11 protein-coding genes and 1 pseudogene are annotated in these 20,209 nt (G+C 53.6%); 9 read left to right on the forward strand and 3 right to left on the reverse strand.

Annotated features, from left to right (window positions below; genetic code table 11):
* Window positions 1–194: 194 nt before the first annotated feature.
* Window positions 195–2,372, reverse strand: a complete 2,178-nt coding sequence (locus J4864_RS05310) for an outer membrane beta-barrel family protein (RefSeq protein ID WP_211813989.1) — start codon at window positions 2,370–2,372, stop codon at window positions 195–197.
* Window positions 2,373–2,646: 274 nt separating this feature from the next.
* On the opposite strand from J4864_RS05310, the gene J4864_RS05315 reads away from it, so the two are divergent.
* The 5 genes and pseudogenes from J4864_RS05315 (at window position 2,647) to J4864_RS05335 (ending at window position 10,756) form a co-directional block, all read left to right on the forward strand.
* Window positions 2,647–4,158, forward strand: a complete 1,512-nt coding sequence (locus J4864_RS05315) for a GH3 auxin-responsive promoter family protein (protein WP_211813990.1) — start codon at window positions 2,647–2,649, stop codon at window positions 4,156–4,158.
* 190 nt (window positions 4,159–4,348) lie between these two features.
* Window positions 4,349–6,516, forward strand: a pseudogene (locus J4864_RS05320) (Ig-like domain-containing protein).
* Between the two features lie 636 nt (window positions 6,517–7,152).
* Window positions 7,153–7,842 carry a succinate dehydrogenase/fumarate reductase cytochrome b subunit gene (locus J4864_RS05325; protein ID WP_118866279.1) on the forward strand — a complete coding sequence of 230 codons (690 nt, stop codon included), beginning with the start codon at window positions 7,153–7,155 and terminating at the stop codon, window positions 7,840–7,842.
* A gap of 38 nt (window positions 7,843–7,880) precedes the next feature.
* Window positions 7,881–9,863 carry a fumarate reductase/succinate dehydrogenase flavoprotein subunit gene (locus J4864_RS05330; protein WP_007367745.1) on the forward strand — a complete coding sequence of 661 codons (1,983 nt, stop codon included), beginning with the start codon at window positions 7,881–7,883 and terminating at the stop codon, window positions 9,861–9,863.
* 134 nt (window positions 9,864–9,997) lie between these two features.
* Window positions 9,998–10,756 (forward strand): succinate dehydrogenase/fumarate reductase iron-sulfur subunit, encoded by a 759-nt coding sequence (locus J4864_RS05335; protein ID WP_004353967.1) that lies wholly within the window; start codon window positions 9,998–10,000, stop codon window positions 10,754–10,756.
* Window positions 10,757–11,044: 288 nt separating this feature from the next.
* On the opposite strand, the gene J4864_RS05340 is transcribed toward J4864_RS05335, so the two are convergent.
* Window positions 11,045–13,624: a peptidase associated/transthyretin-like domain-containing protein gene (locus tag J4864_RS05340; protein ID WP_246479380.1), complete on the reverse strand. Its 2,580-nt coding sequence runs from the start codon at window positions 13,622–13,624 to the stop codon at window positions 11,045–11,047.
* Between the two features lie 4 nt (window positions 13,625–13,628).
* Window positions 13,629–14,489: a GLPGLI family protein gene (locus J4864_RS05345; protein WP_211813992.1), complete on the reverse strand. Its 861-nt coding sequence runs from the start codon at window positions 14,487–14,489 to the stop codon at window positions 13,629–13,631.
* Window positions 14,490–14,585: 96 nt separating this feature from the next.
* On the opposite strand from J4864_RS05345, the gene J4864_RS05350 reads away from it, so the two are divergent.
* The 4 genes from J4864_RS05350 to J4864_RS05365 all read left to right on the forward strand — a co-directional run bounded on the left by J4864_RS05350 (window position 14,586) and on the right by J4864_RS05365 (window position 20,058).
* The gene (locus J4864_RS05350) at window positions 14,586–14,738 is read left to right on the forward strand and encodes a hypothetical protein (RefSeq protein ID WP_211813993.1); all 153 of its coding nucleotides are present in this window, start codon (window positions 14,586–14,588) and stop codon (window positions 14,736–14,738) included.
* A gap of 341 nt (window positions 14,739–15,079) precedes the next feature.
* Entirely contained in the window at window positions 15,080–16,276 is a 1,197-nt protein-coding gene (locus tag J4864_RS05355) for a serine/threonine-protein kinase (protein ID WP_211813994.1), read from the forward strand.
* A gap of 618 nt (window positions 16,277–16,894) precedes the next feature.
* Window positions 16,895–18,337, forward strand: coding sequence for a THUMP-like domain-containing protein (locus tag J4864_RS05360; RefSeq protein WP_211813995.1), 1,443 nt, complete (start codon window positions 16,895–16,897; stop codon window positions 18,335–18,337).
* Between the two features lie 176 nt (window positions 18,338–18,513).
* On the forward strand, window positions 18,514–20,058 hold the full coding sequence (locus J4864_RS05365; protein WP_246479382.1) for an endonuclease: 1,545 nt from the start codon (window positions 18,514–18,516) through the stop codon (window positions 20,056–20,058).
* Window positions 20,059–20,209 lie beyond the last annotated feature (151 nt).

Here is a 20,209-nt window from a genome sequence, read left to right on the forward strand (position 1 = left end):
CAGACGCGCCGGAAAGGCCGGCCGGAAGCCATGGATCGCATTTCTTTCCAATCGGGCTCCGGACGGACAGGCCATTGCATGCACGGCCCCTGCCAGGCAAACGGCTGACATGAAGAAGGCCGGAATCCGCTTGGACTCCGGCCTGCAACCTGTTCCGGCGGCGGCATGGACAATGCACGTTTGCCGGCCGTTCCCTATTTCTTTCCTCCACCCACCAGGTCATCATTCTGAATGCTCCGTTCTGCCTTCTTGACGCTTGCCTTCAGCTTGCCAAAGCTCCATGAAAATCCGATGTTAAAGCATCGAGGGTACATGACAGAGCGTTCATAACCGGTATAATCACCTCGAACGATACGATAAGTACTTGATTTTTCTTTGATGAAAGGCGACTCGGCTGATAGAGATACTGTCAGCTTGTCCTTGAGAAAGCGGCGTGTCAGGGTGAAATCATAATAGAACCAGTGCCCTTCAATGGCATAGGGATTGTAAACCCTGTTGCCGTATTCACCTCCAATACTGGTCGTCAACGTCAGTTTCCAGGGTATTTTCTGCTCCCAGTCAAAGTAGATACCACCACCGCAACCGCTGTTCTTGATGTAAGGTGTGGGCAAGGTGATGTGTGCATAACGCATCGAGGCGTTGAGTGTAAACGATGTTCCGGTGAAAGGCGTCCATTCTGTGTAGGATGAAATACCGAACACTTTGCTTTTCAGTACGTTCTGATAAGTGGACACATCTTTGCGGTTCTGTTCATACAAGATGCGACCTATACCGTTGTTGGTAAATGAATAGTAGGGATTAAACTGGACTGTGAGTTTTGATGTCACCAGCATATACTCCATCTGCAGCTTTTGGTTACGGCTGCTTCCTAAGTTTGCATTACCGAAAGAGACCGTCGTCGGTGTGCTGATGATGGCTGGATTGAGATAGCCGATGCCGGGTCTGTTGATGCTGGTATTATAGCTGAACTTCAGCGTCTGTCCGTCACTGATCTTGTATTGCAGGCTTGCTGACGGTACCCAGTCATTGAGATTAGCATGGTAATCGGCATTACTGCCATCGGGATAGGATGCTTTCATGTGAGTAAACTCATACCTCAAACCTGCACGGGCAGCCCATTTGCCAGCGGTGAAGATATACGACAGGTAGGCAGCTGCCACTTGTGCGTTGTGCTTGAACCTGCTTTCCATATCAGGGGTACTCCCTTGATAGTCCATCAATGACGTGCTGTTGTTGTGACGGAGAATGTATTTTGTTCCGCTTTCCAGCTTGTGGTTTTTTCCAAAGGGCCGTACATAGTCAATTTGGAAGGTATGTTCCGTAAAGCGTTCACGGGTATTCTGGTCGTAACCTGTATAGCTGACAGGGAAGTTTACCATGTTGCTATATGCCTGACGGAAGATGGTGTGTTGTCGTGTGGCAGCCAGCATATAAGAAAGTGTCAGTACTTCTCCATCTAAACGGGTCTTATGTTGATAGTCCAAACGTCCTCCAAGATTAAGATAGGAGTAGCCTGGGGTAGTCATGTCATTGTCGAATTTGTAAATCAACTGGCTGTTCTTGTCCCATCGTTCATTCGTGTCCCGTGAGTTAGCATCGGCTTTATAGCCGAAGAAATTGGTGGATGCTGTCAACAGGTTGAGGGAATCGACCTCGTAACTGGCACTGATATTGCCGAAATGCAACTTTGCCCCCGTGCTGTTCTTGCCATATTCATGTGTGTGTTCGCCGGTCTTTACGTAGTCGTAAACCTCCTCTCTATCGTTTTCTGTCTGTTTTCTGTCCTGTTTCCTTAAGTTATAATTGACGGTTGTCGTGAGCTTTCCCACCTTTGTTGTGAGATAAGTACCAAGCCTTGTAGAACCGTGAGTGTCGACATCTGAGCTTACATTGCCTGACACTCCTTGCAGCCTATTGTTGCCCAGCATGACGATGTTGAGGATCGCCGTGGTTCCCTCGGCATCGTACTTGGCTCCGGGATCGGTGATTACCTCTATTCTCTTGATGGTGGAAGCGGGTATTGCCTTCAGGATATCCTTGAGGTTCTGCCCTGAAAGGCTGGGGTCGGGGTGTCCGTTCCTGTAGACCTTGAAACTGGCAGAGCCTTGGACCTTGATGTTTTCCTGCCCGTCAACGGTGACAAGCGGTATTTTCTTGAGTATTTCCAAGGTTGTTTTGGTCTGTGCAGTCTTGTCGTGCTGCACGTCATACGTCAGCTTGTCAATATCGTTCTTGATAAGCTGACGCCTTTGCGTTACGATGACTTCCTCCATCTTATGTGTCTCGGCGGAGTCGGTCCGGACTGTGTTCTGTGCCGGCAGAGATGCTGCTGCAAGGCTGGCGGCGAGGGTTAGCAGGGCTTTCTTTCGCATGGTAAACCGTTTCTCGTTATTAGTCGTGTAGACTGCAAAGTTAGTTTTTTTTTCGTTACGACCAACTCTTCCGTAAAAAAACTTTCCTGTACGGCAGCATGAGGGAGGGCTTGTAGTGCGACGGCGGCGTGCGGCCGTGTCTCTCCTGTCGCTTTTGGCAGATGGAGAAGCACCTTTTCCGGAGGCCTTGAACGCTGTGTTAAAATATAGAAAAAGCCTGTACTTTTGGCTTTTTTGGCGTACTTTTGCAATTTAAACAACCAGAGAAAATTGAATGAGTCTTACTGATATAGTAAACAAACTGTACTTCCAGCCGCGCCGCAAGGAGCTTGAGCGGTACGGTACGGAGGGAGAGACTATCCAGCGGGAAGTCATGGAATACCTCGTAGAACGGGCGAAAGACACCGAATACGGACGGAAACATCTGTTCTCGACAATCAGGACCTATGATGATTTCGTGCAGAACATTCCGGTCAACACCTATGAAGAACTGAAGGGCGACATCGACCGTATGCGCCACGGAGAACGCAACGTGCTCTGGCCGGGGACGGTGAGATGGTACGCCAAGTCGTCGGGTACGACCAATGACAAGAGCAAGTTCATCCCGGTTTCCCATGAGGGACTGCAGACCATTCACTACCAGGGCGGGAAGGATGTGATTGCCTATTATCTCGGCAATCATCCGGAGAGCCGGCTCTTCAACGGCAAGAGTCTTATCCTTGGAGGAAGCCATTCTCCGAACTACAACCTGCCCAATTCGCTTGTCGGTGACCTGAGTGCCATTCTCATCGAGAACATCAACCCGCTTGCCAACCTGTGCCGGGTCCCGAAGAAGGAGACCGCCTTGCTGAGCGACTTCGAGGTGAAGCGCGACCGTATCGCACAGGAGACAATGAGGCAGAACGTGACCAACCTGTCGGGCGTGCCGTCATGGATGCTGTCCGTACTGGTACGCATAATGGAACTGAGCGGCAAGCAGCATCTGGAGGAGGTATGGCCCAATCTGGAGGTGTTCTTTCATGGCGGCATCGCCTTCACACCTTACCGGGAGCAATACCAGCAGCTCATCACCAAGCCGGACATGAACTACATGGAGACTTACAACGCCTCCGAAGGCTTCTTCGGCATACAGGACGACCCGGCGGACAGCAGCATGTCGCTCATGATAGACTATGGTGTGTTCTACGAGTTCCTGCCCATGGACGAACTGGGCAGCGACCATCCGAACATCGTACCGCTGTGGGGCGTGGAGACAGGACGCAACTATGCCATGCTCATCAGCACCTCCTGCGGATTGTGGCGTTATGAAATCGGCGACACGGTTCAGTTCACTTCGACCCGTCCTTATAAATTCATCATCACCGGAAGGACAAAGTACTTCATCAATGCTTTCGGTGAAGAGCTGATCATGGACAATGCCGAAAAGGGCCTCGAGGCGGCCTGCAAGGCCACCGGGGCACAGATATCCGACTATACGGCAGCACCTATCTATATGGATGCGAAGGCAAGATGCCGCCATCAATGGCTCATAGAGTTCGCCAAGGCACCGTCGTCCCTCAAGGAGTTTGCCGACATCCTCGATGCGAAACTCCAGGAGATCAACTCCGACTATGAGGCAAAGCGTTTCCACAACGTCACTCTCCAGCCGCTGGAAATCATCGTTGCACGCAAGGACCTCTTCAACGACTGGCTCAAGACAAAGGGCAAGCTCGGCGGGCAGCACAAGATTCCCCGACTCTCCAACAGCCGCACAAACCTTGAAGAGCTGCTGAGCATGAACCAATGAAAAATAAAAAAGTAAAAGGGTAAAAAGGTAAAAGTCCTCCCTTGAAGGCAAGGGGGTAAAAGGATAAAAAGGTAAAAGTTTCCCCTTTGAAGGCAAGGAGATAAAAGGGTAAAAAGGTAAAAGTCCCCCCTTTGAAGGCAAAGGGTAAAAGGATAAAAAGGCAAAAACTCTTTGAAACGGACAGGCTTTGATGGAGAATAAAATAGACAAGGTAAATCGTAAAATCAGCGATATGAAGAAGATGAAACAGAGATATTGCCTGGAAGACAGGGATGGAAAGGAGGACTTTTCAGCCAGGATCAGCCATGCTCTTCCTGTCAGGATCAGCCATTGCCTTTCAGCGGTTTACCGGCCGACGCTTGTATCTTTTTACCTTTTTACCCTTTTACTTTTCTTCCTTGTTTCCTGTGCCAAGATGGGACAGCCCGATGGCGGCTGGTACGACGAGACACCACCCAGAGTGCTCGGGGCATCTCCTGCCGAGCGTGCTACCGATGTGAACAGCAGGAAGGTGAGCATCTACTTCGACGAGTTCATCAAGCTGGAGAACGCCTCTGAGAAGGTCGTCGTGTCGCCGCCGCAGCTGGAAGCACCTGAAATCAAGGCCACCGGGAAGCAGATCACAGTAAGCCTGCAGGACAAGCTGCAGCCGAACACCACTTACACCATCGACTTCTCGGATGCCATCTCCGACAACAACGAGGGAAACCCGTTGGGAAACTATACCTACAGCTTCTCCACCGGCGACCATATCGACACGCTCGAAGTGGCGGGCTACGTGCTTGATGCCGAGAACCTGGAACCCATCAAGGGCATTCTCGTGGGCCTTTACAGCAACCAGAACGACACGGCTTTCCTGAAACAGCCCATGCTGCGTGTCTCGCGTACCGACAGCCGCGGCCGCTTCGTCATACGGGGTGTCGCCAAGGGAGACTACCGCATCTATGCGCTGCAGGATGCTGACGGCAATTACAGGTACAACCAGAAGAGTGAACGGATCGCCTTCACGCCCGAAGTCATCATGCCTTCCTGGAAACCGGACATACGGCAGGACACGCTCTGGACCGATACGCTGCATATCAAGGACATCAGGCAGACGCCTTATACACATTTCCTTCCGGACGATGTGGTGCTGAACGCCTTTACCGCCACGCAGACCGACCGCTTCTTCCTGAAGACTGAACGCAAGGAAGCCAATCACTTCACACTCTTTTTCAGCTATGGCGATGCCGACCTGCCGCAGATAAAGGGCCTCAACTTCAATGCCCGGGATGCCTTCGTCACGGAACCCAGTCTGAACCAGGACACCGTCACCTACTGGCTCCGTGACACCGCCCTTGTCAACCAGGACACGCTGCGTATGCAGATTACTTACAATACGACCGACAGTATGGGAGGGCTTGTTCCGAAGAGCGACACGTTGGAGGTGCTCTCGAAGATTCCATACGCCCGTCGCCTGAAGCGTCGGCAGGAGGAATACGACAAGTGGAAGAAGAAACAGGAGAAGGCCAGGGAACGGGGGAAAAGCTATGAGACGGAGATGCCCGCAGCGCCCCTGGAGGTGAAGTTCGATGTCCCCTCGCAGATGGATCCTGACCAGAACCCGACGTTTGAAGTGTCTTCTCCGATAGAAAAGACCGATACGGCCAGGATTCATCTCTACGAAAAGATTGACACCCTGTGGTATCGGGCGAAGTATCAGTTCGGTGCTGAGCCTGGCAGACCGCGCTCCCTGAAACTTATCAGTACGTGGGATCCGGGGCATGAATACAGCCTCGAAGTGGATTCGGCGGCCTTCACCGACATCTACGGGAAGGTCTCGAAGAAGTACAAGCAGGGATCCGCATCCCCTCCACGGACGAGTACGGCACGCTGGTGATGACCTTGCAGGGCATGGCAGGCAGGAACTGCCTGCTGCAGCTGCTCAACGAAAGCGACAGACCCGTAAAAGAAGTGGATGCCAAAGACGGAAAAGCGACTTTCCACTATGTCAGGCCCGGCAGCTATTATCTCCGTCTTATTGTCGACGACAACGACAATGGCAGGTGGGACACGGGCGACTATGCCGCACAGCGGCAGCCTGAAGCCGTTTACTATTACCCGAAAGCCATCGAGTGCAAGGCAAAACGCGATGTGCAGGGAACGTGGAATCCGCGTCTGCTTCCGCTCTTCCGACAGAAGCCCGGAGCTATAACGAAGCAGAAAGCCGACACGCAGCGCAAGGCGAAGAGCCGCAACCTGGAGCGCGCGGCAGGCCTCGGCATTCCCCTTCCCGCCGAAAATGTCGGGCCGGAGAAGCAGAAGACAAAGAAGCGAAGACACAAAGACGACGGAAAGACCGAGGCAGACAGGCAATGACCTGTCCGGCTCTCTTTCAGCGCCAGCAGGACTCCCTGCACAGAACCCTACGCCCTCACCTGTCCACCCTTATGCTTGCGAATGTGGACCGGTGAGGGCGTTCCGTCTTTTGTCCCGACCGGTGGGAATCCTGTTCCCGACAGATTGGGAATCCTGTTCCCAAGGCCTGGGAACCGTGTTCCCGGCGGCTGGGAATCCGGCTCCCGACCGTCCGGGCTGTGACCTGCCCTGCAGGATCCGGATCAGCCGCATGGTGTCCTCGTATGCGGCCCGTAGCCGTGCGGGGAGGATACAGCAGGCGCATATTGCAGAATGGGCATGAAATCAGCCGTCAGACCGAGAAAATATACGGCAAAGGCAGGCGATATGTTCGCATTTGAAACATCCTCATTTATTAGGATGGAGGAGGGGTTCTTATTTTCAGTCTAAATACCGGATATTTTGTTTAAAATACTTTGATAAATCATTAAAATATAGTATTTTTGCAACGCATAACGTATGCGGCTATACCGACTTTTCGGTATCGGAAATGAAGAGACTGACTTCGATGGGGAGACGGGCAACGGTCTTCCCGCTGTGTTGACCTAATATGGAATAATTATTCTAACAGTTTAAATATTTAAAATCAGAACATTTATGTGGTTAATCAATTCATCTATTGGTAGAAAGGTGATTATGTCTGTGACCGGCATGGCACTGATTCTATTCATGACGTTCCACTGCTGTATGAACCTTGTCGCGCTCTTCTCCGGAAAAGCCTACAACATGATCTGCGAGCTGCTGGGGGCCAACTGGTATGCCGTCGTGGCTACCGTGGCACTGGGGGCACTGGCTGTCTGTCACATCGTCTATGCGTTCATCCTGACGGCGCAGAACCGCCGTGCGCGCGGCGACAACCGTTATGCCGTGACGGAGAAGCCGGCAAGCGTGGAGTGGGCAAGCCAGAACATGCTCGTCCTCGGTATCATCGTGCTGCTGGGCATCGGGCTCCACCTTTTCAACTTCTGGTACAACATGATGTTTGCAGAACTGACGGGGATGGCGGTCAAGATACCGCCCTCGCATGGTTTCGAGTACATCCAGGCAACTTTCGCCAATCCGGTGTATGTCGTTCTCTACATCATCTGGCTCGCTGCCTTGTGGTTCCACCTTTCTCACGGCTTCTGGAGTGCCATGCAGACGGTCGGCATCAACGGTAAGGTATGGTTCAGCCGCTGGAAGACCATCGGTGTCGTTTACGTGACCCTGCTGATGCTCTGCTTCCTCGTTGTAGTACTTGCATTTGCTTTCCATTGTGCGCCGAGCCTTTGCTGCGCTGCTGCATAATTTAAGTATCTAAATTGAAAATTTAATTCAGAACAATCATGACTAAGACATTAAATTCCAGAATACCAGAAGGACCAGTAGCTGAGAAATGGACCAACTACAAGGCTCATCAGCGTTTGGTTAACCCAAAGAACAAACTGAAACTGGATGTGATCGTTGTCGGTACAGGTCTGGCAGGTGCCAGTGCCGCCGCCTCTCTCGGAGAGATGGGCTTCAACGTACTGAACTTCTGCATCCAGGATTCACCGCGCCGTGCGCACTCCATCGCTGCACAGGGCGGTATCAATGCCGCCAAGAACTATCAGAACGACGGCGACTCTGTTTACCGTCTTTTCTACGATACGGTAAAGGGCGGTGACTACCGGGCACGTGAGGCGAACGTCTACCGTCTGGCGGAAGTGTCGAACGACATCATCGACCAGTGTGTCGCCCAGGGCGTACCTTTCGCCCGTGAGTACGGCGGCATGCTGGCCAACCGTTCATTCGGCGGCGCACAGGTAAGCCGTACCTTCTACGCCAAGGGACAGACCGGCCAGCAGCTGCTGCTCGGTGCTTACTCTTCCCTGAGCGCACAGATCCAGGCCGGGAAGGTGAAGCTCTACACCCGCTACGAGATGGAGGATGTCGTCATCGTAGACGGTCATGCACGGGGCATCATCGCCAAGAACCTCATCACCGGCAAGCTGGAACGCTTCTCTGCCAATGCCGTTGTGATCGCCACCGGCGGTTACGGAAACACCTACTTCCTGTCGACCAACGCCATGGGCTGCAACTGCACGGCTGCCATCCAGTGCTACCGCAAGGGCGCTTACATGGCCAATCCGTCTTACGTGCAGATTCATCCGACCTGCATCCCTGTACACGGCGACAAGCAGTCGAAGCTGACCCTGATGTCAGAGTCTCTGCGCAACGACGGCCGCATCTGGGTTCCAAAGAAGCTCGAAGACGCCAAGGCATTGCAGGCCGGCACGAAGAAAGGGTCTGATATTCCCGAGGAAGACCGCGACTACTACCTGGAGCGTCGTTATCCGGCATTCGGCAACCTCGTGCCGCGTGACGTCGCATCGCGTGCTGCCAAGGAGCGTTGCGACAAGGGCTTCGGTGTCAACAACACCGGCCTGGCTGTGTTCCTCGACTTCTCCGAGTCGATCAACCGTCTCGGCATCGACACGATCCTGCAGCGTTACGGCAACCTCTTCGATATGTACGAGGAGATTACAGATGTCAATCCGGGCGAGGTTGCCAATGAAATCAACGGCGTGAAGTACTACAACCCGATGATGATCTTCCCCGCTATCCACTACACGATGGGGGGTATCTGGGTCGACTACGAACTGATGACGACCGTGCCGGGCCTGTTCTCAATCGGCGAGTGCAACTTCTCCGACCACGGTGCCAACCGTCTGGGAGCGTCTGCACTGATGCAGGGACTGGCCGATGGCTACTTCGTATTGCCATACACTATCCAGAACTACCTTGCCGACCAGGCTCTCTGGGGCAGGATTCCGACCGATCGTCCTGAGTTCGATGAGGCAGAGAAGGCCGTCGATGCGGAAATCGACCGGCTGATGGGCATCCACGGCAAGCGTTCTGTCGACTCCATCCACAAGGAACTCGGTCACATCATGTGGGAGCATGTGGGCATGGGACGCACCAAGGAAGGTCTTGAAGAGGGTCTGAAGCAGCTGAAGGCACTGCGTGAGGAGTTCAACACGAACCTCTTCATTCCTGGAAAGAAGGAAGGCCTGAACGTCGAACTCGACAAGGCGATCCACCTCCGTGACTTCATCCTCATGGGCGAGCTTGTCGCTTACGACGCACTGCACCGTGAAGAGAGCTGCGGCGGTCACTTCCGCGAAGAGCACCAGACAGAGGAAGGCGAGGCCAAACGCGATGACGAGCACTTCTTCTATGTCGGCTGCTGGGAGTATCAGGGTGATGACACCAAGGCTCCGGAGCTGATCAAGGAACCGCTCGAGTATGAGGCAATCAAGGTACAGACACGTAACTATAAGAATTAGCAGACGAGTTGACGGGCGGACGAGTTGACAAGTCGTCAGCCTGTTCTACCAAGACATTTGTTCCTAATTAAATTTCAGACAAATAACTTGTTTACTTCACAACTTGTTTACTTGTCAGCTAAAACATAAATACAATGGCAAAAAATATATCATTCACAATCAAGTATTGGAAGCAGAACGGCCCGCAGGACCAGGGCCATTTCGATACACATGAGATGAAGAACATCCCGGATGACACTTCATTCCTTGAGATGCTCGATATTCTCAACGAAGAACTTATCGCGTCCGGCGACGAACCTTTCGTCTTCGACCACGACTGCCGCGAGGGTATCTGCGGTATGTGCTCGCTCTACATCAACGGTACTCCGCACGGCAAGACCGAGCGCGGGGCGACGACCTGCCAGCTCTATATGCGCCGCTTCAACGACGGCGACATCATCACTGTCGAGCCGTGGCGTTCGGCCGGTTTCCCGGTCATCAAGGACTGTATGGTAGACCGCTCCGCTTTCGACAAGATCATCCAGGCCGGTGGTTACACGTCCATCCGTACCGGTCAGGCACAGGATGCCAATGCCATCCTCATTCCCAAGGAGAATGCCGATGAGGCTATGGACTGTGCGACTTGTATCGGTTGCGGAGCCTGCGTGGCAGCCTGCAAGAACGGTTCTGCCATGCTCTTCGTTTCCTCCAAGGTCAGCCAGCTGGCTCTTCTGCCGCAGGGTAAGCCCGAGGCTGCCAAGCGTGCCAAGGCGATGGTTGCCAAGATGGATGAGGTGGGCTTCGGTAACTGCACCAATACCCGCGCCTGCGAGGCTGTCTGCCCCAAGAACGAGAAGATTGCCAACATCGCCCGCCTGAACCGTGAGTTCATCAAGGCGAAGTTCGCAGACTGATGACAAGCACCGGGCAGTAGTCGGCCGGACGGTCTGCCATGCTGCTTCCATCAACGGAAAAACCCGTAATTCCTTATCGGAGTTACGGGTTTTTCTTTGGCACTTCCGTCAACGGGGAAAGGATACCGGCATTTTCCATGTAGGGAGCTTTTCGCCGGCAGATCCTCCATTCCGATTCTATTGCCAGCAGGACTTTCCATGCACAACATCCTTTAAAAAGACAATCCCTCTCCTTGTCCACGGAGAAGCAGGTGAGCGGACGTACGCACGGCTCTTCCGCCCGTCCGGCTATAATCGCCACTGCAGACGGAGCAGTATTTCCCGTCCCCGCAGAGGCAGGGTAGAACTGAAACGGTTGAGCCCCGATTCCTGCGTGATGACGTAGGAGGTGCTGTTCAGGAGGTTCGTACCGGTCAGTCCCAGCTCCCATACACTGTTGATTTTGTAGTTGAAGTCCGCATCCAGCAGGCCACAGGCATGGAAATGCCCCTTCGTCACTTCATTTGTAAGGTCATAAAGTTTCCATTTCAGCTCTGTCCTCTTCGTCGGGAAAAGATAAAGAGCCGCATGGGTTATGTAGGATGCGAGCACGTCAGACCTGCTCATGCTGCTCCGTTCCCAGTGACAGCCGGCAGTAAAGGCGGTGGAAAAACGGAGCCACGACAGTTTCTGGAAGGTGGCCGTAAGCGTCCCGGAGGCGTGATGGGAGCGGTTGTCGACCATCATGCCGGACTGCGAAACCAGGAAACCTGTCCTGTCATACGTCGCTTCGGCTTTCAATGACAATCCGACAGAGGTGAAGGTCTTGTCCACCATAGCACTCACCATCGTATTGCGCCGGTGGTTGCCGCCCTTCTCCCACGTCATGACCGTCAGCGAATCGCTGTACTCGAAGTGGCTGAAAGCCTCCCTCCTCGTGTCCGACCAGACAAGGGAAAGACTGGCGAAAAGCATTGTCGCAAGGTCGCGGTAGCGGAGACGGAACGAAGTATGTACTTTCGTAGACTTGTAGATGTCGTCACCCGTCACCTGAACCGTCCTGTATCCTTCTCTCAAAGGCCTCCGGGCATAGAATCCGAGGGCATTGTCCTCTGTTGAAAGCGAAGCGGACAGGCTCACGCTCAGCCTGTCGCCCAGCATCTGGCGAAGGCTGATGTCCGGTTCGAATGCTACGAAATGGCGCACGGACGGCCTGCCGTCTTTCTTCACAAGGCTGCTCCTTGTCCATTCCACAGGCAGTTCGACGGCGATGAAACTCTCCCGTCCATACTTCCACGTGTAGCCAGAAGTCCCCTGTAACCTGAGCGTTCGGTGACGTATGTCATCATGGGCATTGTACGTATTGTCCCGGTAATACGTCTGCAACGAAAGTTCCAGATCGTTTCCCAGGACAGGGAAAGAACCCGTAACGACGTTGCGCGTCATGGCAGACCGTGTGGTAAAACGCTCTGCGGTGTTGTACAGCGGCAGGCTGTCGGACACGGTCTCCAGCCGTTCCCCACGACCGGCATACCTGAGGAGAGAACGGATCTGCAGCAGATTCCGCCCTATCCGGAAAGAAGAGGACAGGTAATTCCTGACATAAGAGGGACTTATCCGTGTCTGTTCGGTGACGCCAATTCCGTTTGTGACCACCTGGTCGTCGGAAGACTGCCGCCCGAACGAGCATCGAAGTTCGTCGGAAAAGTACCTCTTCCTGCTGTTCTCTTCGTATTTCAGCACCGGGACAATACGGAGTGTCCGCTGCTTCATCCGTTCGGCAGCCTCCACAGCTGCCGGCGTAAGGCCTCCATAACAGTTCCCTGACGACCGGTCGTATCCTGCATGGTCCTCGTAGAAAAGCACATTGCTGCGCAGTGTGGCGTCTTTCGACAGCGAGACGATATGGTTGAGGCCTGCACTGTACGCCTTGTTGTGCAGATACCGTTCCTGCGGAAGCGTCTCCCGGCTGATTACCCCCGAAAGTACGCCCTGCGGCAAAGGCTCGTATGCCTCCAGCTCATAGACGTTTATCTGCTCGTTCGTCTCCCCGGAAAGATCTTTCCCAGTATTGCTCATCTTGGCGGAAACGAGCGTCTGCGACCGTTTCATCACCTGCGTGAGAAACAGCCGGTTGTCCCAGATGTCTGGTTTTATGCCTGCTCCGCCGGCAATCTCCCCGAAGGGGCGTGCCCGGTGTCCCTTGTCAAGCCGGATGTTCAAGGCCGCCGATTCTGACGGCTTGCGCCCTTGCAGCAACTTCACGGGCTGATGGTTTTCCAGCACCTCCACGTCACGCACCGCATTGACTGGCATATTGCGGGTTGCCTGGGTATAGCTGCTGCCCATGAGGTCCTGCCCTTCTATATAGAACCGGTTGATGGCACGGCCTTGATAAGACACCGAACCGTTTTCGGCAACCTTGATTCCCGGTAGTTTCCTGAGCACATCTTCTAAGTGGCGGTCGCCTTTCTGCAGGAAAGAACCAACGTTGTAGACCAGCGTGTCACCTTGCTTTCTGATCGGCGGGAGCTTTACGACGACTTCCTTCAATGCTATCTGCTTCGGTGAGAGCAGGATAACCGCCGGCTGACTGCCGTGCTGCCGCAGGTCTGCGACGCTGACCTTACGCCTGCCATAACCCATCAGTGAAAATACCAGCACGTCTGCCTTCCCTGCGGTGAGGCTGAGATGTCCCCTTCCGTCTGCAATCTTGTAGCTCTGCAGCCTGCCGGCCGGGCTGACAACACGGCACATCACGTCAGCCAGCGGCTGTCGGCTGTCAGAGTCCCTGACCTCAACCGCCAGTTTCACCACCGCCTCGTCCTGCTGGGCGAAGCAGGGACACCAGAGGGTGGAAAGCAGAAGCAGAAGTAAAAGCCGGTGCAAACTGTTATTCAAGTTCTATGGGATTGTAAGGTTTTGCTCTCACCGTTGCGGCCGCATCAGCCTCCACGGTGATGTTTCCGCCGCTTGTCAAGGCTTTCAAAGGGTCTGCACAATAGTTCCTGTACATCTGTCTGACCGCCTTCCGGCTGCTCTTGACCACGGCATTTCTGTCGTACATGTAGATCGGGGCGTAGCCCTTTACAGTCTGCAATCCTGTCAGCGTGAAGACGAAGTTGTCCTGTGTGTCCTGCACTTTGAAGATGAGGCCGGGCAGCCCGCCGAACTTATACGGACCGTAGGGAAGCTCCACATCAGGGGCATACCAGGCGATGTAGTCGCGCCCGAAAAGCCTTGTCCTGCCCTTCCGGCACGGGTAGCCTGCTATCGTGCTGTCTCCCTCCAGCAGTTCCCACTGCAGCTGGGGGATGGCTTCATTGTATTGGTATCTTTGGATTCCTCCTGCGGTGCGTTGGACAAACTCGTTGTTCTCTCTTCTGTTTTGCAGGATGAGTTCTTTGAATCCCGTAGCCTTCAATGCACCGAGCAGTTTCGGGCCAGAGGATGTGGCAGATGACTTTCCCTTTGCAATAGATGCGGAAATAGAATCGAATGTCAGCAGGGCATAGTCGGTGAACATCGTGTATCGACTGCCCACTCTCAGAATCGTGGTCGCCGTCCGCTTGGCATCAGGATGCTTTGCGTCTCTCGCATACTTATACTCATAAGCAATCTGATATTGTGCAGACTCGTATTGTACAGTCTTGGTTGTGTCGCATCGGCCTTCTAACTTGGAGAAATCCAATGTCTGGCCATGCAGGTGGACCGTGCTTGCGAAAAGAACGAAAAGGAAAATGTTTTTCTTCATTTTGATGAATTTTGAAAGTATGATATTGACGGAGAGCAGACTTTGAGAAGTCCGATCCGCTCTTGATCCGGAGCTGGAGAATCCTGTTTGCCCACAGTGCGCATCGTCTATATTCTCTATCTGCCTCATGGCATCTTCCTGGCTTCCTCTACCGGCATCGGTGTGTACGAGAATGCCAGAGGATGTGCGTACTTCTGCGGCATCGGTCTGTATCATGGCGGATGCGGGCGCAATTGTCAATGCAGGTAAAGTCGCCAAAAGATCTTTTTCATGCTTTTAAAGTCAAAGGGAGCATTTTCCAGCTCCGTGCGGACTTATCCCCACGGCATAGCTCATGGCATCCTCTGCCGCTCAAACAAGGTCTTCTTGTATGCTGCAAAGATAGGTATTAAAACGGAAAAGTACAAGCCATTGTCATGTTTTTTGTGAATTATAATTTTAGAAAGAGGTTGCATTCTTTTCATCCTATAATTAAGGAGAAAGATGGCCACAGGGCGTTTTAAGTTGTCTTTTTCCGTCCTGTCTCATTTTTTTTTGCTAATTTTGCCACCAGACATAGATAACCATTCATTTCAAACCGATTGATACTGATGAGCGAAAATAAACTTTCCACCAACGAACCGGCACAGACGGCGGATGCACCTGTAAAGGCAAGTTATACCGAATACACCGTCATCCCGTCCCAGGGATACTGCATGATCGTGAAGTGCCGCAAGGGCGACCAGCCCGTAGTGCTGAAGGCACTGAAAGAAGAGTACCGCAACCGGACGCTGTTCCGTAACGCCCTGAAGCGTGAATTCAAGCAGTGCCAGCGGCTCAACCATTCCGGTATAGTGCGCTACCAGGGACTGGTAGAAGTAGACGGCTACGGACTCTGCATAGAGGAAGAGTGCGTAGAAGGACGTACCTTGCAGGCTTACCTCAAGGAACAGCACACCGATGACGAGAAAATCTCCATCATCAACCAGATTGCCGATGCCCTGCGCTACGCCCACAATCAGGGTGTCACCCACCGCAACCTGAAGCCGTCCAACGTGCTGGTCACCGGTCAGGGCGACCGTGTGAAGCTCATCGACTTCAGCGTGCTTGCTCTCGACGAAGTGAAGCCGACAGCCGACACGACACGCTTCATGGCTCCGGAACTGAAGGACGAGACGATGGCTGCCGACGCTACCGCCGACATCTATTCGCTCGGAACCATCATGAAGGTGATGGGGCTGACACTGGCCTACAGCGAGGTCATCAAGCGTTGCTGTGCCTTCAAGCGCAGCGACCGTTATGGCAGTATCGACGAGTTCCTCGCCGACCTCAACCATGAAGGCTCTTCCTTCACGATGCCGAAGATTGGAAAAGGCACCGTCATGGCCGGCGTGATAGTCGTCGTCGTGCTCGTTCTTGGCGTGCTGATCTACAACTACGGCGGTACATTGGCAGAACAGGTCGGAAAGATTGATGTGGCTTCCCTCTTCAAGTCGGATGCCGAAAAAGCTCCGGAAGACACGGTCAGCATGAAGCCTGCCGCACAGCCCGACAGTGCCGCAGCGGTAGAAGAGGCACCTGCGACAGGAAAACTTGCCTTTATGAACACGATGAAGCCGGCTCTCTACAAGGACCTGGACCGTATCTTCGAGAAGAACGCATCGGACAGGACGAAGCTGTCAAAGGCCATCAAGGCTTACTACCGCGGGCTGATCCAGGCGAACGATACGCTTGACAGGGAACAGCGCGCGGAGGTCGACCGCGTCTTCGGCGACTATGTGAAGCAGAAGAAGGCTGCATTGAAGTAAAATCGGCATTCGCACCGGAAAGGCAGGAGACGTAGGTTTCCTGCCTTGTCAGATGGAATATCCAGGATAGGCTGGGGTAGACGCTGGCTTTCTTCCCGCTTCTGTAGAGGCAAGCGGAGACAGGCGGCATCTGTCCCGGTCTGCTTTTTGGGGAAGGAGAAAAAAAAGCCTCACCCCCAGCCCCTCTCCGAATGGAGAGGGGAGTGATTAGCGAGATACCCACATATCGCGACCTCTGCAAAAGCCGTTTTATGTCCAAAAGCTACCATTGATTATCAATTGGTTATATTTATGGTTTCGCTATCTATATGAGGTTTTGCAGAGATCCCATATCATGAAATGAGGACGGAATATGCTTGCGGGGCATCGCTATGGGCAAAACATAAGGGAAAACAAGAGGGAAAGGAGAGGAACAGCCTCACCCCCGACCCCTCTCCGAATGGAGAGGGGAGTGATTAGCGAGATACCCACATATCATGAAATGAGGACGGAATATGCTTGCGGGGCATCGCTATGGGCAAAACATAAGGAAAAACAAGAGGGAAAGGAGAGGAGATAAGAAAAAACAAGAGGGAAAGGAGAGGAGATAAGACGAAAACAAGAGTCAAGGAAAACAAGATGAGGCGAAAAGATGAGAAAAGGCCTTCAGAACAGCCACTGCCACGATATGTCCGGGATGTTCTGAGCAGACATGACATTTCACTCCCCTCTCCATTCGGAGAGGGGCTGGGGGTGAGGCTTCTTTCCCTCCAAGCCCCCCGCTACCCCGACATCGATATGCCCTTCCTGATCGACCAGATAACCGGATGGCAGACGGCACGCACGAAACTGCCGTCGTGGGCGGCGAACGAGGACATCCTCTATCCGCCTCATCTGTCGATGGAACAGTGCTCAAGTGAACAGACAGCAAAGTACAAAGCACGCCTCGCCGTCCGCCTCGCCGAGTCTATTGATTCTGTTTCCTCTCCCGCTCTCGCCGACTCTTCTTCCCCTTCTTCCACCTCTACTCCTTTTTCTGTCTCTTCTTCTCCCTCTGCCTACAACCGCCTGTCACCCGATGATTCGTCCATGCCCATGCCGCCACATTCCCTCGCCCGGAGGGACTCGGGGAGGTTTCTCTGCGACCTCACAGGCGGCTTCGGGGTCGACTTCTCTTTCATGGCACGTGGCTTTGAACGGGCCGTCTATGTAGAACGGCAGGCTGCACTCTGTGAAACGGCGCGCCAAAACTTCCATGCCCTCGGCCTGGAACACGTCGAAGTCGTCAATGCTGACGGTACGGAATACCTCCATCAGCTTGCCCATGCGTCGGTGATCTTCCTCGATCCGGCACGTCGAAACGAACAGGGAGGCAGGACGGTGCTCATCAGCGACTGCACGCCAGATGTCCTGGCACTGGAAGAAGAACTGCTGGAAAAGGCCGGTGCGGTCGTGATAAAGCTCTCGCCGATGCTCGACTGGCACCGTGCCGTGGACGAGCTGAACCGTATGGGGGAGGTCGTCCGTGAGGTTCACATCGTCTCAGTGCGCAATGAATGCAAGGAACTGCTGCTCGTCCTGCGGAAAGGAAATGGCCCGGCAGCGAATGTCCCTGCGGACGGTCTGCGTGTGTTCTGCGTAAACGATGACAGCATCGTGTCGTATGGGCTGGGGGAGGTTTCCGGTCTGTCGCAACACATCCTCCCGGCTGCTCCTGTGGCAGGACAGTATCTTTATGAGCCGAATGCGTCGCTGATGAAGGCCGGCTGCTTTGCTCTGCTCACCGTCCGCTATCCCCTTTCCGCACTGGGGCAGAACACGCATCTTTTCGTCTCAGATGAAGACATAGCCGGCTTCCCCGGGAGGAAGTTTGTCATTACGGCGGTTTCGTCGTTCAACAAGAAGGAGCTGCGCCGTACGCTGTCGGGAATCGACAGAGCCAATCTTTCCGTGCGCAACTTCCCCATGAGCGTCGCCGACCTGCGCCGTCGGATGAAGATGAAAGAGGGCGGTGAGACGTATCTTTTTGCGGCGACTGATGCCCATGGCAGTCATCTGCTGTTTGTCTGCAGGAAAACTTAGCAGCTTGTTTGCCATTGTCAATAGATTTCCTTATCTTTGCATCCGCACCGTTGTTGACCTCTGTGAGAAACTCCCGGGCCTTTCATAGCGGTGTATGGACAGGCCTGTGTCTGTGTATCAGCTAACTGGACAACAGATTTCTATGATAAATATTTACGATTAAAAACCTACAAACAATGAACAGGTATTTTAGGATGATCATCGCAGCCGCGCTGATCGGTGTCTCAACGTCTGCCAATGCCATCGACCGCAACGCATTGGCACAGTATGCTTCCTCACTGAAAGGACTGAAGAAGGAACAGCTGAAACAGAAACTGCACGAACTGATGAACAAGAAAACCGTGCTGAAGTATGGAAGTGGAAAGGGAAAGACATGGTACGGCTTCTGGTACACCGACCGTGATTACAAGACCAATGCGTGCATCAACCGGTACAGCGAGCACTCATTCACGTTCCCGGCAAGCAATGAGGGCAGGTCTATCAAAGGCATGAACATAGAACATTCCTTCCCCAAGAGCTGGTGGGGAGGAACGGAAACCCAGGCTTACTGCGACCTCTACAACCTTTATCCCTGTGAAGCTGCAACGAACCGCGACAAGAGCAACTACCCGATGGGAATCGTGACCGACGTGAAGAAGGCCGCGGCAAAGGGCTACACCAAGATAGGAAGAGGCAATGCCGGCGGCGACAAACTGATGCTGTGGGAACCCGGCGACCGTTTCAAGGGTGAGTTCTCCCGCAGTTATATGTACATGGCCACCACCTACCAGGATTACGTGTGGGTCAAGACCGGTACCCAGAGCCTGGAACGGAATGACTGGCCGACACTGAAGCCGTGGGCTTACACGCTTTATCTCAAGTGGAGCCGCAAGGACCGTGTGGACAGCATGGAGATTGCCCGCAACAATGCGGCAGCCAAGATCCAGCACAACCGCAACCTTTACGTGGACTATCCGAATCTCTGCGAATACGTATGGGGCGACAGCATGGACGTGGCCTTCGACCCTTACCGGTCTGTCACGACCGCCTCGGATGATGACCGTTACACAGGTGCAGTCGTTCCAGACACACCGGACACACCAGACACACCGGACACACCGGATACGCCGGATACGCCGGACACGCCGCAGAGTATTACCTTCGTGAAGACAACGGCGATGCCGGAGTCGGGCAAGCGTTACCTGATGGTGGCAGAGGCTGACGGGCAGTGCTATGTCTGCACGAGTCTGGACCGGAAATACGGCTATCCGAAAGGTACAAAGATGGCAGACGACAACGGGAAAATGGCTGCTTCCGATGCAAAGATGATTCTCACCTTCGAGCAGGGAACAACCGGTTTCTACATCAAGGATGGCAACGACAAGTATTATGGACAGGAGGAGGAATTCCAGACCATCCAGTTCCTTGACGACAAGAGCAAGGCCGCGGAATGGACGGTGGCCCCGAAGGGGGACGGGGCGTTCAGGATTACCACTTCTGCGAACCATATCATCCAGTACTCTAAATCGCATCAATCCTTCGGAGCCTATAAGACCGAGGATGGCAGCAAACCTTACCCGATGCTCTATGTGGAGGATAAGACAGCGGGAATCGCTGCATTGCGGACTGCTTCCGCCGGTGACGATGCGGTCTACAGCCTGCAGGGTGTACGCATACCGGCTGATGCACGGCTGGCTCCGGGCATCTATATCCGCGGCGGCAGGAAGTTTGTCGTCAGATAACCCGTCGTCTGACAGGAGACGGTATTGGAGTCAGGACAGGCGGATGTGTCTGTCCTGATTTGGTTTTTCATGTGTCCACATGATCCACAGCTTCCTCTTTCTGGAAAACCGGTTTGCGCATACAGGCAGGCTGTCGCCCAATGTCCCAGGG

The organism is Prevotella multiformis, from assembly GCF_018127985.1.
GTDB lineage: Bacteria > Bacteroidota > Bacteroidia > Bacteroidales > Bacteroidaceae > Prevotella > Prevotella multiformis.

What these genes read in the sequence shown, in the direction of transcription:
- J4864_RS05310 (WP_211813989.1), bottom strand. Translation starts at nt 2,372, where the DNA reads ATGCGAAAGAAAGCCCTGCTAACCCTCGCCGCCAGCCTTGCAGCAGCA.
- J4864_RS05315 (WP_211813990.1), top strand. Translation starts at nt 2,647, where the DNA reads ATGAGTCTTACTGATATAGTAAACAAACTGTACTTCCAGCCGCGCCGC.
- J4864_RS05325 (WP_118866279.1), top strand. Translation starts at nt 7,153, where the DNA reads ATGTGGTTAATCAATTCATCTATTGGTAGAAAGGTGATTATGTCTGTG.
- J4864_RS05330 (WP_007367745.1), top strand. Translation starts at nt 7,881, where the DNA reads ATGACTAAGACATTAAATTCCAGAATACCAGAAGGACCAGTAGCTGAG.
- J4864_RS05335 (WP_004353967.1), top strand. Translation starts at nt 9,998, where the DNA reads ATGGCAAAAAATATATCATTCACAATCAAGTATTGGAAGCAGAACGGC.
- J4864_RS05345 (WP_211813992.1), bottom strand. Translation starts at nt 14,489, where the DNA reads ATGAAGAAAAACATTTTCCTTTTCGTTCTTTTCGCAAGCACGGTCCAC.
- J4864_RS05355 (WP_211813994.1), top strand. Translation starts at nt 15,080, where the DNA reads ATGAGCGAAAATAAACTTTCCACCAACGAACCGGCACAGACGGCGGAT.
- J4864_RS05360 (WP_211813995.1), top strand. Translation starts at nt 16,895, where the DNA reads ATGAGGCGAAAAGATGAGAAAAGGCCTTCAGAACAGCCACTGCCACGA.
- J4864_RS05365 (WP_246479382.1), top strand. Translation starts at nt 18,514, where the DNA reads ATGAACAGGTATTTTAGGATGATCATCGCAGCCGCGCTGATCGGTGTC.